The organism is Streptomyces sp. NPDC088733 (assembly GCF_044751185.1).
In the GTDB taxonomy this organism is placed as follows: Bacteria; Actinomycetota; Actinomycetes; order Streptomycetales; family Streptomycetaceae; genus Actinacidiphila.
Genome location: NZ_JBIVLH010000009.1, coordinates 300494 through 313214, shown reverse-complemented (window position 1 = coordinate 313214; position 12721 = coordinate 300494). Strand labels below are relative to the sequence as shown.

The window sequence follows — 12721 nt, the reverse complement described above, 5'->3', positions numbered from 1 at the left end:
ACGAACACGACGTGCCGGGCGTGGGTTCAGACCACGCCCTTCTTCAGGCGGCGCCGCTCGCGCTCGGACAGGCCGCCCCAGATGCCGAAGCGCTCGTCGTTGGCGAGGGCGTAGTCCAGGCAGTCGGAGCGGACCTCGCAGGCGAGGCAGACCTTCTTGGCCTCGCGGGTGGAGCCGCCCTTCTCGGGGAAGAAGGACTCGGGATCGGTCTGCGCGCACAGCGCGCGCTCCTGCCACCCGAGCTCTTCGTCGGCCTCTTCGGCCAGCAACAGCTGGAACAGCTCGGTCATGCGCGCCCCTCGTCTGTTTTCGCTTCCCCGTGATGTTGCCGTTACCTGTGACGGTCGAACGACACGAGTGAAATTACAAGTGTGCCGATACGGGCCAGTCAAGCCGAGATCTGCTATTGGGCCCGTTATTCACCCTGCGGAACCAAGGTCTGACGGAAAGTGTTCAAATCAGTCCAAACGTCCGCATACGTCAATCGTGATCGACGTCCGCGCGGGACCGGCGATCACGATGAGATCACGAAAACACAACGACGTTTCCCGGGGAGACGTTCCTGCGTGCCCGTGGGTTGCGTCCGCACCTTCCCGGGGCGGGGGTGCACAAACCTTTCACCTGGTCGAATAGCCGGATCAGGTGAAAGTTTTCCGACAAACCGGATGTCAAGTTGACAGACACCCCGCAGAGCCGGTGTGCTGGGGCGCATGCCAGTGACCCACGCGCCTTTCCGGATCCGCCGCCTCGGCGAATTCCGTCGTGCCGTGGAAGCTCACTGTCGCTGTTCCAGCTGTTGCCGCTGACGATCTTCCTTCCCAGCCTGCACAGCCTCATGCGCCCTGCCTGACGCTCCTCACTTCCCGTAGGAACTCCCGCACCCATGAACAGCGACGTCTCGATCGCCGGCGACCCGCTCGCCCTCCCGCACCTCCTGCCGCCCGTCCCCGCCCACCCCGTCACGGTGGCCGAGTTCGCCGGGCTGGCCCGCCGCATCGCCGGGGACCGCACCCACTGGGCGCCGCGCGTGCGCTACGACGCCACCACGCGCTGGTACGACCGGCTGCGCACCGGGCCCGGTTACGAGATCTGGCTGCTGAGCTGGGTCCCCGGCCAGGGCAGCGGACTGCACGACCACGGCCGCTCCAGCGGAGTGCTGACCGTCCTGGAGGGCACGCTGACCGAGCGGGCCCTCGGCGGCAACGGCGAGGTGCGCCGTTCACTCTCCGCCGGGCACCAGCGGGTGTTCGCCCCCGGCTACGTCCACGACGTCGTCAACGACTCCCTGGAACCGGCGGTCAGCCTGCACGTCTACTTCCCGGGCCTGACCGAGATGACGCCGTACGCCTGCACCTCGCGGACCCCGGCCGCAGAGGGGACGTTCGCAGGCTGACAACCGCGGCTGCCAGACTGTCCGCATGCGAATCGTGGTACTGGCCGGTGGCATCGGGGGCGCCCGCTTCCTGCGCGGTCTCAAGGAAGCGGCGCCGGACGCGGACATCACCGTGATCGGCAACACCGGGGACGACATCCACCTGTTCGGGCTGAAGGTCTGCCCCGATCTCGACACCGTCATGTACACGCTGGGCGGCGGCATCCACGAGGGCCAGGGCTGGGGCCGCGCGGACGAGACCTTCACGGTGAAGGAGGAACTCGCCGCGTACGGGGTCGGCCCCGAGTGGTTCGGCCTGGGCGACCGCGACTTCGCCACCCACATCGTGCGCACCCAGATGATCGGCGCCGGCTACCCGCTGAGCGCGGTCACCGAGGCGCTGTGCGCCCGCTGGAAGCCCGGCGTACGGCTCATCCCGATGACCGACGACCGCATCGAGACACACGTCGTGATCGACGACCCGGACGGCGGGGCCGGCCGCAAGGCCGTGCACTTCCAGGAGTACTGGGTGCGGCTGCGGGCCTCCGCCGAGGCGTACGCGGTGCTGCCGGTCGGCGCGGAGGCCGCGAAGCCGGCGCCCGGCGTGCTGGAGGCCATCGCCGAGGCGGACGTCATCCTCTTCCCGCCGTCGAACCCGGTGGTCTCCGTCGGCACGATCCTGGCCGTGCCCGGCATCCGCGAGGCCATCGCCGAGGCGGGCGTGCCGGTCGTGGGCCTGTCCCCCATCGTCGGCGGCGCCCCGGTGCGGGGCATGGCCGACAAGGTCCTGGCCGCCGTCGGCGTGGAATCCACGGCCGCGGCGGTCGCCGCGCACTACGGGTCCGGGCTGCTGGACGGCTGGCTCGTCGACACCGTCGACGCGGGCGCGGCCGACGAGGTCGAGGCGGCGGGCATCCGCTGCCGGGCGGTGCCGCTGATGATGACGGACCTGGACGCCACCGCCGCGATGGCGCGCGAGGCGCTGAAGCTGGCAGAGGAGGTCCGGGCGTGACCGCCTCCGCGTCCTACCGCGTCTGGGCGGTCGGCGGACTGCCCGAGATCACGGCCGGCGACGACCTGGCGAAGCTCGTCGCCGCGGCCGCCGGCTACCTGGAGGACGGCGACGTCCTCGTCGTCACGTCGAAGATCGTCAGCAAGGCCGAGCGGCGCGTCGTCCACGCCGACGACCGCGAGGCCGCCATCGACGCGGAGACGGTCCGGCTGGTCGCCCGGCGCGGCCCGACGCGGATCGTGGAGACCCGGCACGGCTTCGTCATGGCCGCGGCCGGCGTCGACGCCTCCAACACGGCGCCCGGCACGGTGCTGCTGCTGCCCGAGGACCCGGACGCCTCCGCGCGGACGATTCGCGCCGGCGTGCGCGAGGCCCTCGGCGTCAACGTCGGCGTCGTCGTCACCGACACCTTCGGGCGCCCCTGGCGCGAGGGGCTCACCGACGTCGCCATCGGCGCGGCCGGGATCCGCGTCGTCGACGACCTGCGCGGCGCGACCGACTCCCACGGCAACGAACTCGCCGTCACCGTCACGGCGCTGGGCGACGAGCTGGCCGCGGCCGGCGACCTCGTCAAGGGCAAGGCGGGCAACACCCCGGTGGCCGTGGTCCGCGGCCTGGAACGCCTGGTGCTCCCGCCCGAGGAGAGCGGCACCGGCGCCCGCGCGCTGCTGCGGTCCGCCGCCGACGACATGTTCCGGCTGGGCACCTCCGAGGCGGTGCGCGAGGCCGTCTCCCTGCGCCGCACGATCCGCGACTTCTCCGACGCGCCCGTCGACGGGGACGCGGTACGGCGGGCCGTGGCGCTCGCCGTCACCGCCCCGGCGCCGCACCACACGACGCCGTGGCGCTTCGTGCTGCTGGAGACCGAGGCCGCCCGGGTGCGGCTGCTGGACGCGATGCGCGACGCGTGGATCGCCGACCTGCGCCGCGACGGCCGCAGCGAGGAGTCGATCGCCAAACGCGTCCGCCGCGGCGACGTCCTGCGCCGCGCGCCCTACCTGGTCGTCCCGTGCCTGGTCGCCGACGGCGCGCACGACTACCCCGACCCCCGGCGGTCGGCGGCCGAACGAGAGATGTTCGTGGTCGCGATGGGCGCGGCCGTGGAGAACTTCCTGGTCGCCCTCGCCGGCGAGCAACTCGGCTCCGCCTGGGTGTCGTCCACGATGTTCTGCCGCGACGTGGTCCGCGAGGTGCTGGACCTGCCCGAGGACTGGGACCCGATGGGCACCGTCGCGATCGGCCGCCCCGCCGTCCCGCCGAAGGACCGTCCGGCACGGGGCGCGGAGGCGTTCATCGCCGTGCGCTAGGCGTCCTTCGGGACGCCGTTACCGATGTAATCAGTCCGGCTGAGGACGCCGGTGACGCTGCCCCGGTACGGATACCGCTCCGTCCGGGGCAGGGACACCTCGGTGAGCCTGCCGTCGTACACCATCCACAGGCCGCAGCAGTGGTCCTCCTCGTCATGGATCAGGACCTGCACGGAGTCGGGGACGGGCCACGGAAGGGACTCCAAATGCGCCAGCAGGCCCTTCCAGTTGAGACGCCAGAACTCCACGACCCACATCCCGATGCCGAACAGACCGGGCTGGACCCGCTCGAAGCACTGGAGCCACTGCCGTTCGTCGTCGGGACGGGTCAGCGGCTCCATGACCTCGGCGGCGTCCTGCGCGATCACGACGACCTGGGCGAATCTGCTCATGGGCCGCAGTGTGCCGGGCGTCCACGACAGCCGCGCAAGCGGATTTCCCGAGGTCCGGCACGTGGGAAAACCGGTCGACGCCGGGTCGGGCGCGGGGGCAGGCTCCGGCCATGGAAGAACATGTGTGGCCCCTGTACGGACTCCGGATCACCACGCCGCGGCTGGAGTTGGGCCTGCCGGACCTGGCGGGACTCGCGCGACTGGCGGGCGTCGCCGCCGCCGGCGTCCACGACGAGGCCCTGATGCCCTTCACCGTCCCGTGGACCGACGCCCGTCCGCGCGAGCGTGAACAGGCCACGTTCCAGCACGTGCTGGGAACGGTGGCCGCCTGGCGTCCGGAGGCGTGGACGCTGAGCCTGGCGGTGCGGTGCGAGGGAGAGGTCGTCGGCCGGCAGGACCTGTGCGCGGACGACTTCTCCGTCACCCGCGAGACCCGGACGGGCTCGTGGCTGGGGCTGGCCCACCAGGGCCGGGGCATCGGCACGGAGATGCGGGCCGCGGTGCTGCACCTGGCCTTCGAAGGGCTCGGCGCCCACTGCGTGACATCGGCGGCGATGACGGACAACCCGGCTTCCCGCCGGGTCTCCGACAAGTTGGGGTACCGGTTCGACGGTCTGGACGTGGCGGCCGTACAGGGCGCCGCCCGGACCCTGCACCGGCTCCGCCTGGACCGCGCGGACTGGGAGGCGCACCGGTCCGTTCCCGTCGAGATCCACGGGCTGAAGCCGTGCCGTGACCTCTTCGGCGCCGGGGACGGCGGTCACTGACGGGGGCCCGCCCCCGAGGCGCGGCCGGAATCACCTGCCGGCGCGGGGCGCGCAGACGTTCGTCGAAATGCGGTGAGCAAAGCCTACGCGGCGTGGGCCACGAAGCTCACGTGTGTCTCGTCTGCCTCGATCGAGAGATCCAACTTGGCGTCGAGTGCCCGCGCGAGGCGGTGCAGCAACGGCAGCGTCGGCGTGACGGCACCGCCCTCGATCCGCTCCGCCTCACTCTCGGGCAACCCGGCGCGTTCGGCGAACTCCCGCTGGGACAGCCCGAGTGCGACACGCCGGTCGTGGACGGCCTGCCCGAGAGCGATCGCCGCACCGGCCTCGACATACGCGGGGTCCGCACGGTGCTCGTCCGGGATACGCCACTGCGTGTGATAGCCCTTGCTCACGTCCGCTCCTCCGGTGCACGGTCGTACGTCACGTGGGCAGGCGGATGCTCCGCTTCGCATTCCTTCTGCTTCAGCATCGCTCGATGCACCTGCGCCTCCTCCCGCATCCGGGACTTCGAGAAGACCGTCATCAGAACGATACGGCGCCCGGGTGCAAGCCAGTAGGTGATCCGAACCGAGTCGACGCCAAGAACGAAGCGCAGCTCCCGGACCGGTCCTTGCAGGTGCCGCGAGTACGGTTCACCGATTGTCGTGGGGCTCGCTGCAAGGCGGTCCGCCTGACGTTCCACTGTGCGGTACTGCACCGTGCTCAGGGTGTCCAACCACTCGCGCACCTCCGGTTCGAGCTCGATCAGCCAGTGCTCCGACATAAGCATCAACGTAGGTAGCTCACGTGGGGCGCACATGCATTCGGCAATCGGTTAGTCACAAAGAGTGACTTCGATGAGTCGTACGGAAGGAGCGCCCGGCGACCGTGGGAGTACGTCCAGCGGGTCAGGGCGAAGCCACGCCTGCGGCACTCGGCATGGCTCCGGGACTGTGCGCGCCTGGAGACGAAGGCGGTGGAACAGCGACAAGACGCTGGGCGGGGGATCGTGCACGTGCGGGACTCCAAGGACCCGGACGGGCCGAGGCTGGGCTTCACCTCCGCCGGGTGGGCCGACTTCGTCGGCTTCGCCGCCGGGCTCTAGACCGCGATCGCCCGGGCACCGCCCGGGTCGGCCGGCGCCGGGAAGCCGAGCCGTTCCAGGAGGATGGCGAAGAGTTCCTCGGCGCATGTCTCCTTCGACCGCAGGACGTCCTCGACCGCGTCGGCCGTCACGCCCTCGCCGAACCCGGCGGAGCGGGCCCAGGCCAGGGCGGCGCGGGAGGCGTCGGGGATGCCGGCCTCCAACTCGGCACGGGTCAGGGCCTTTGCCGCCTCGAACTCCGTTGTGCCGCAGTACTCGCCGGTGTCGTCGACGTCGTCGGGGACGTGCATCAGCAGGGCGGCCGCGTTCCCCACGTTCAGCCATGCCTCCCAGCGTCCGGCGCCCGGCGCGAGGCCGAGTATCCGTGCGACATCGCCGTCGTGCACCGAGGCGACGCAGGCGGGCGCCCCGGTCCAGTGGACGACCTCGCGCAGGACCTCGTCCAGGTCGTCCAGCACCTCGTGGTGGAACTCGGCGGTCTGCCAGCCTCCGGGCCTCGGCCAGAGGGTGACCACGGAGTCGCGGTCGTCCCGGACCGCGTCGAACAACGCCGTGTCCAGCAGCGGCCGCTGACTGCGGGCGACGACCAGTACGCGCGAATACCCCATGGTGGCTCCCCTCCGGCTCCCTGTCCCGGCACACTACGGCCGGCCACTGACAACGGCCTTGGGCAGAGCGCCTACCGGCGCCACCAGCGGGGCGGCCCCACGCGTCACAGCGGGACGATGTTGCCCGGGGCCATGCGGGGGGCGCGGCGCGGGGGGCGGCGGCCGGTCAGGAGAATGAGGCGGGCGGCGCGGTGGCGCTGGCCGGCGTAGGGCTCGAGGAGCTCCAGCATGGTGGCGTCGTCGGTGCGGTGGGCGCCGGTGAGTGCGTAGCCGACGGTGTGGGGCAGGTGGAGGTCGCCGACCGTGACGGCGTCGGGGTCGCCGTTGCTGCGCTGGAGGGTCTCGGCGGCGGTCCAGGGGCCGATGCCCGGGATCGCCTGGAGGCGGGCGGAGGCCTCGGCGGGGCCGAGCACGGTGGCCTGCTCCATGCGGGCGGCCGCGCGGGCGGCGCGCACCGCGGCCGCGGAGCGCTTGCCGTCGACGTTGGCGCGGTGCCACTCCCAGGAGGGGATCATGGCCCAGCCGCGCGCGTCGGGCATGACGCGCATGCGCAGTTCCTCGCCGGGGCCGGGGGCGGGCTCGCCGAAGCGCCACAGCAGGACGCGCCAGGAGCGGTACGCCTCGTCGGAGGTGACCTTCTGCTCCAGGATCGCGGGCACGAGCGATTCCAGGACCAGGCCGGTACGGGTCAGGCGGAGCCCGGGGTTGCGGCGGTGGGCCTCGTGGACGATCCGGTGGCGGGCGGTGAACGCGTCGGGCTTGTCGGCGTCGCCGAGCAGTTCCGGCAGCCGGTCGAGCAGCCAGTCGGCACCGGGGCCCCACGCCTCGGCCTCGACCTCGCCGCCGGCGGGGCGGGCGATGCGGAGGGTGCCGGGGCCCTCGGGGGTGCGCGAGGCGCGGTAGACCGCGCCGTCGGGGCCCACCCGGAAGGCGGGGTCGCCGGGGCCGCGGCGCAGGGGTCCGAGGGTCAGGCCCAGGTCCAGCGGTCCGCGCGGGGTCCACCGGCGGATCCGGCCCGCGGTGCGCGGGCCGGGCACGCGTGCCGTCGCGCCGCGGAGGAGTCGGGTCTGCTCGGGATGCACGCCCCGAGCCTACGCGCCGGCGCTCCCCGCACCGGCCGGAATCACTGGTCGGACGAGAAGCGCAGTGCCCCGTCCGGGATGACCGCCCCGCACCAGACCCGCGCGCCGAAGCGCAGTTCGTTGTCCGCGCCGATGCGGGCGGAGTCGCCGATGACCGCGGTGTCGAGGACGGTGCGTTCGCCGATGACGGCGCCCTCGCCGATGAGGGAGTCGGTGACGACCGCGCCGGGGCGGACGACGGCTCCGGCCAGGACGGTGCTGCCCTCCACCACCGCGCCGGCGCCGATGACCGCGCCGGGGGACACGGCCGTGCCGCCGGTGAGCTTGGCGTCGTCGGCGACGCGGGCGCCTTCCATGACGAGGCGTTCGCCGCAGCGGCCCGGCACCGCCGGGGACGGGGCGCGCCCGAGGACGAGGTCGGCGGAGCCGCGCACGAAGGCGTGCGGTGTGCCGAGGTCGAGCCAGTACGTGGAGTCGACCATGCCCTGGAGGTGCGCGCCGGCGGAGAGCAGGCCGGGGAAGGTCTCCCGCTCGACGGAGACCGGGCGGCCGGTGGGGATGGCGTCGATGACGGAGCGGTTGAAGACGTAGGCGCCCGCGTTGATCTGGTCGGTGACGATCTCCTCGGGGGTCTCCGGCTTCTCCAGGAAGGCGGTGACCCGGCCGTCGGCGTCGGTCGGCACCAGTCCGTACGCGCGCGGGTCGTCGACCTTGGTGAGGTGGAGGGAGACGTCCGCGCCGCTGCGGCGGTGGGTGGCGACCAGGCCGGCGATGTCGAGGCCGGTGAGGATGTCGCCGTTGAAGATCAGGACGGGGTCGCCGGGCGCGGAGTCGAGGCGGTCCGCGACGTTGCGGATGGCGCCCCCGGTGCCCAGGGGCTCCTCCTCGGTGACGTACTCCAGGCGCAGCCCGAGGTCGGAGCCGTCGCCGAACCAGGGCTCGAAGACCTCGGCGAGGTAGGAGGTGGCGAGAACGATGTGCTCGACGCCCGCGGCACGGGCCCTGGCCAACTGGTGGGTCAGGAAGGGGACACCCGCCGCGGGGACCATCGGCTTGGGGGTGTGCACCGTCAGCGGCCGCAGCCGCGTGCCCTTTCCACCGACCAAGAGGATCGCTTCAGTCACCTGTGTTGTCTCCGCTTCCTGGCGGGGCCGAACGTACGAGCGGCCAATCCTATGCGGGTCTCGTCGCGGCTCCCATCAGCGACCCTGAAGGGCCGCCGCCTTGCGGCGGATGTAGCCGAGATCGTCGTACAGCACCGTTCCTGGGCACTCGGTGGCGAAGCCGTCGCGGTGCCCGGAGATGGAATTGAAGCTGACCCGGACACCCTTCCTGTACTTGTTGCTCCCTCCTGACAAGAGATATGCCGTACCCGCCGGATTGTGTCCGTAGATGCCGAGTTTCCATGCGGCGAGTCGGGCGACCGCGTCGAGTGCCGCCTCGGAGGGCTTGTCGTCGCTGAACGTGCCGAGCACCGCGACGCCCATGCTGTCGGCGTTGAAGCCGAGGGTGTGCGCGCCGAACACGGACTTGGCGACGCCGCCGCCCCGGCCCTCGTAGATGGTTCCGCACTTGTCGACGAGGAAGTTGTAGCCGATGTCGCGCCATCCGCTGCTTTTGATGTGGTAGCGGTAGATACTGCGGATGAGCGACGGCGCGTCGGAGCAGTCGTAGTCGTTGCCCGTGGCGCTGTGGTGGACGAAGACCGCGTCGACGTTGTCGGTGAAGAGGAAGTCCTCGGTGCGCAGGGACTCGTCGGCGTTCCAGCCGGCGCGGGTGACGATGCGGGGACGGGCGCCGATGTACCGGCGGCCGGTGAGGGCCTCGGTCTCGCTGCGGGTGAGGGCGGGGACGACGGGGAGTTCGTCGTCGGTGCCCGAGGTGTCGGTCGGGTCGGTCGCGTCGGGGTCCCCGGACTCGTCGTCCGGGTCGTCGGTGCCGTCCGGGCCGCCCGTGCTGTTCGTGTCCCCTGTCCCGGTGTCGCCAGGGTCGCCCGTGGTGCCGGTGTCGGCCGGATCGCCGCCGCCCGGGGAGTCCTGGTCGCCGGGCCGGTCCTGACGGCCCGGCAGCGCGGGGCCGTCGGCGGGGTCCGCGGAGGACGGCGGCGCGCCCGCGGTGGACGGCGCCGCCGATGGCGCCCCCGGCGGATCGTCCCCCGGGTCGATCATGTCCAGCCGCAGTCCCTCGGGCAGGGCGGGCAGCGCGCCGCGCACGCCGCCGGTCCGCCGGGGCACCACGCGCACCTCGACCCCGTCGCAGCGGCCGACCCACAGCGGGGCGGTGGCGCCGCGCACACCCGCCTCCGTTGCTTCCGGAGAGCCGGCGTCGGGGGCGTCCTCGGAGTGCGACTCGACATCCTGCCAGGCCGACCAGATACCGGTGCCGACGGAGCGCGTGCGCACCTGGACCGTTCCCTCCAGGTCGGTGCGGGCGTCGTCCCAGGTCACACCGAGCAGGGAGAACGGCTTGACGGAGCGCTCGGAGAGCCCTTCGGCCAGGGGTGAGCCGAGCGCCCGGCCGGACGTCGCGAGCGGGGCCAGCATCAGGGTGTGGGTGCTCCCCGACGGGACGTCGGGAGCGGCCGCCCGGTACGGGGTGTGGATCGTCGCGGTGGCACCGGAGGGGAGCGCGAGCGGGAGGGCAAGAGCCGCCATGCACGCGCAGCCGACGGAAGTGGCGATAAATGCACGCATGGAAAAAACACTTACATAAGGCCCATAAACCCGCAGCCGGGATCTGACGGACGTTCCACTCCCGGGCGGCGGTCTGCCGCTCCCTCAGCAACGCCCGTGCGCAGGCCACCTGACGTAGCCTGGGCCGCGTGACATCGACTGCCCGTACGCCCGCCGACCTGCTGCGTTCCGCGCTCGCGACGGACCCCGCCCGCCCCCTGGTCACCTTCTACGACGACGCCACCGGTGAGCGCGTCGAACTGTCCGTGGCCACCTTCGGCAACTGGGTGGCGAAGACCGCCAACCTCATCCAGGACGAGCTCGGCGCCCAGCCGGGTGACCGGGCCGCGCTGCTGCTACCCGCCCACTGGCAGACCGCGGTGTGGCTGCTCGCCTGCTTCTCCACCGGCGTCGTGGCGGTGCCCGGCGGGGACCCGGCCGGCGCCGACTTCGCCGTCTCCGGCCCGGACACCCTGGAGGCGGCCCTCGCCTGCCCGGGCGAGCGGGTCGCGCTGGCGCTGCGTCCGCTGGGCGGGCGCTTCCCGCAGCCGCCGGCCGGGTTCGCGGACTACGCGGTGGAGGTACCGACGCAGGGCGACCGCTTCTCCCCGTACGCCCCCGTGGACCCCGGCGCCCCGGCGCTGGAACTGCCGGGCGGCGAGGTGCTGACCGGCGCCGGGGTGGCGGAGCGGGCGGCGGCGTCGGCGGCGTCGCTCGGCCTGGGCGCGGGCTCGAGGCTGCTGTCGGGCCGGTCCTACGGCGACTGGGACGGGCTGGCGGCCGGGCTGCTGGCTCCGCTGGCCGCCGGCGGTTCGGTGGTGCTCTGCCGTCACCTGGACCGGCTGACCCCCGCCGGCCTGGACAAACGCCGGGAGAGCGAGCGCGTCACCCACACGGCGTAAGCAGCCCCGGGGCCGCGGCTCCCCGGCGGAAGCCGGGCGGTTTGGAAGGCCGAACGCACAAATGAACAACTCCACACAACCGACTGCGTAATTCAACTGTCTGTACGGGTGAGAAGAAAGCCACATCATCCGAAGGACGGGACCGTACGTGACCACGCCAGTCGATTCGCCGGAGTCGAAGGACACCTCACCCGACGCGGTGCCGCCGCCGGCGCGCCCGCGCCGCCGCCGGCGGTGGGTCCGCGTCCTGGCCGGCGTCACCTCGCTGGCGCTGCTCGCCGGCGCGGGCGTCGCCTGGCACCTGTACCGGCATCTGGACGGGAACATCCAGACGGACACCGACACCTCGCGCGAACTGCTGCGCGTCCAGTCCGAGCGGCCCAGCGCGCTGCCGCAGGCGACCTCCGCCGAGAACATCCTGCTGCTCGGCTCCGACAACCGGGGCGGCGGCAACCGCGGGTACGGGCAGGACACCGGCACCCAGCGCTCGGACACCGCGATCCTGCTGCACCTGGCCGCCGACCGGAAGACGGCGACGGCGGTCAGCCTGCCGCGCGACCTGATGGTGCACATACCCTCCTGCCGGCGGCCCGACGGCACCATGTCCAACGCCCAGTTCGCCCAGTTCAACTGGGCCTTCGAGTTCGGCGGGGCGGCGTGCACGATCCGGACCGTGGAGAAGCTGACCGGGATCCGGGTCGACCACCATCTCGTGGTGGACTTCAACGGGTTCAAGAAGATGGTCGACGCGGTCGGCGGCGTCGAGGTCTGCGTCCCGCACGATGTGCACGACCGCGACGCGCACCTGGACCTGAAGGCCGGCCGCCAGGTGCTGCACGGCGAGGACGCGCTCGGCTACGTCCGCACCCGCCACGGCATCGGCGACGGCAGCGACACCCAGCGCATCGACCGGCAGCAGGAGTTCCTGGCCTCGCTGGTGAAGAAGGTCGACAGCTCGGGCGTGCTGCTCAACCCCGCCAAGCTCTATCCGCTGCTGGACGCGGCAACGTCCTCCCTCACCGCCGACCCCGGACTGGACTCGCTGCGCGAGCTGTACGACCTCACCCAGACCCTGCGCCGGACGCCGGCGGGGCAGGTGCGCTTCCTGACGGTGCCGCGCCGCCCCTACACCCCGGACCCCAACCGGGACGAACTGGTGCAGCCCGCGGCCGAGAAGCTCTTCACCACGCTGCGCGAGGACGGCACCGTGGCGGTGCAGGAGGACGACCCGGGTTACGGCCCGGGCGACAGCCCGAGTTCCGGCGCGGGCAGCAGCCCGGGCGACCGCCCCGGCCCCGGCGGAACCACATCCACCGCTTCCGCATCTCCCTCTGCGACGGGGACCGCGACGGACGCCCCCTCCTACCGCGGCACGACCGCGGACCGCGATGTCTGCGGAGGCAGTGGGGATTGAACAGTTTGTCCAGTTGTAGGGACCGGAATTTGTCAGCTGCGCCCCTGGACGCTGAACTGTGGGGTTAGTGTGGGCGATCCGGCCTGACGCAGCGGCCGAGACGGAG

15 protein-coding genes are annotated in these 12721 nt (G+C 72.4%); 7 read left to right on the top strand and 8 right to left on the bottom strand.

The window, feature by feature from the left end; all coding sequences use genetic code 11:
* Positions 1–26 precede the first annotated feature (26 nt).
* Positions 27–290, bottom strand: coding sequence for a WhiB family transcriptional regulator (locus ACIP64_RS19320; RefSeq protein ID WP_018559705.1), 264 nt, complete (start codon positions 288–290; stop codon positions 27–29).
* 593 nt (positions 291–883) lie between these two features.
* On the opposite strand from ACIP64_RS19320, the gene ACIP64_RS19315 reads away from it, so the two are divergent.
* Genes ACIP64_RS19315 through ACIP64_RS19305 form a run of 3 tightly spaced genes read left to right on the top strand, consistent with a single transcriptional unit; the run spans position 884 to position 3691 of the window.
* The gene (locus ACIP64_RS19315) at positions 884–1393 is read left to right on the top strand and encodes a cysteine dioxygenase (RefSeq protein WP_401587940.1); all 510 of its coding nucleotides are present in this window, start codon (positions 884–886) and stop codon (positions 1391–1393) included.
* 25 nt (positions 1394–1418) lie between these two features.
* Positions 1419–2384 carry a 2-phospho-L-lactate transferase gene (gene cofD, locus ACIP64_RS19310; RefSeq protein ID WP_401587937.1) on the top strand — a complete coding sequence of 322 codons (966 nt, stop codon included), beginning with the start codon at positions 1419–1421 and terminating at the stop codon, positions 2382–2384.
* Complete coding sequence (locus ACIP64_RS19305; RefSeq protein ID WP_401587934.1) at positions 2381–3691, top strand: coenzyme F420-0:L-glutamate ligase; 1311 nt, start codon at positions 2381–2383, stop codon at positions 3689–3691. Before cofD ends, ACIP64_RS19305 begins: the two co-directional genes overlap by 4 nt.
* On the opposite strand, the gene ACIP64_RS19300 is transcribed toward ACIP64_RS19305, so the two are convergent.
* Positions 3688–4083 (bottom strand): hypothetical protein, encoded by a 396-nt coding sequence (locus ACIP64_RS19300; RefSeq protein WP_401587932.1) that lies wholly within the window; start codon positions 4081–4083, stop codon positions 3688–3690. The two genes, ACIP64_RS19305 and ACIP64_RS19300, sit on opposite strands and share 4 nt — an antisense overlap.
* A 110-nt stretch (positions 4084–4193) precedes the next feature.
* On the opposite strand from ACIP64_RS19300, the gene ACIP64_RS19295 reads away from it, so the two are divergent.
* Entirely contained in the window at positions 4194–4850 is a 657-nt protein-coding gene (locus tag ACIP64_RS19295; protein WP_401587929.1) for a GNAT family N-acetyltransferase, read from the top strand.
* Between the two features lie 83 nt (positions 4851–4933).
* Here ACIP64_RS19295 and ACIP64_RS19290 read toward each other — a convergent pair whose 3' ends face one another.
* Entirely contained in the window at positions 4934–5245 is a 312-nt protein-coding gene (locus ACIP64_RS19290; RefSeq protein ID WP_401587927.1) for a helix-turn-helix domain-containing protein, read from the bottom strand.
* Positions 5242–5616, bottom strand: a complete 375-nt coding sequence (locus ACIP64_RS19285; RefSeq protein ID WP_401587924.1) for a type II toxin-antitoxin system RelE/ParE family toxin — start codon at positions 5614–5616, stop codon at positions 5242–5244. Before ACIP64_RS19285 ends, ACIP64_RS19290 begins: the two co-directional genes overlap by 4 nt.
* A gap of 192 nt (positions 5617–5808) precedes the next feature.
* On the opposite strand from ACIP64_RS19285, the gene ACIP64_RS19280 reads away from it, so the two are divergent.
* Entirely contained in the window at positions 5809–5937 is a 129-nt protein-coding gene (locus tag ACIP64_RS19280; protein ID WP_401587921.1) for a DUF397 domain-containing protein, read from the top strand.
* Here the strand turns inward: ACIP64_RS19280 and ACIP64_RS19275 are convergent.
* The 4 genes from ACIP64_RS19275 to ACIP64_RS19260 all read right to left on the bottom strand — a co-directional run bounded on the left by ACIP64_RS19275 (position 5934) and on the right by ACIP64_RS19260 (position 10281).
* Complete coding sequence (locus tag ACIP64_RS19275; protein ID WP_401587918.1) at positions 5934–6545, bottom strand: hypothetical protein; 612 nt, start codon at positions 6543–6545, stop codon at positions 5934–5936. The genes ACIP64_RS19280 and ACIP64_RS19275 overlap by 4 nt on opposite strands.
* Before the next feature lie 104 nt (positions 6546–6649).
* The gene (locus tag ACIP64_RS19270; RefSeq protein ID WP_401588022.1) at positions 6650–7582 is read right to left on the bottom strand and encodes a DNA-3-methyladenine glycosylase family protein; all 933 of its coding nucleotides are present in this window, start codon (positions 7580–7582) and stop codon (positions 6650–6652) included.
* A gap of 86 nt (positions 7583–7668) precedes the next feature.
* On the bottom strand, positions 7669–8751 hold the full coding sequence (locus ACIP64_RS19265) for a sugar phosphate nucleotidyltransferase (RefSeq protein WP_401587915.1): 1083 nt from the start codon (positions 8749–8751) through the stop codon (positions 7669–7671).
* Positions 8752–8826: 75 nt separating this feature from the next.
* A complete protein-coding gene (locus ACIP64_RS19260) occupies positions 8827–10281 on the bottom strand; it encodes an N-acetylmuramoyl-L-alanine amidase (protein WP_401587912.1) in 1455 nt (484 codons plus the stop codon).
* Positions 10282–10448: 167 nt separating this feature from the next.
* Between ACIP64_RS19260 and ACIP64_RS19255 the strand changes: the two genes are divergently transcribed.
* Complete coding sequence (locus tag ACIP64_RS19255; protein ID WP_401587909.1) at positions 10449–11201, top strand: TIGR03089 family protein; 753 nt, start codon at positions 10449–10451, stop codon at positions 11199–11201.
* A gap of 148 nt (positions 11202–11349) precedes the next feature.
* Complete coding sequence (locus ACIP64_RS19250) at positions 11350–12615, top strand: LCP family protein (RefSeq protein WP_401587906.1); 1266 nt, start codon at positions 11350–11352, stop codon at positions 12613–12615.
* The last annotated feature ends 106 nt before the right edge of the window (positions 12616–12721 follow it).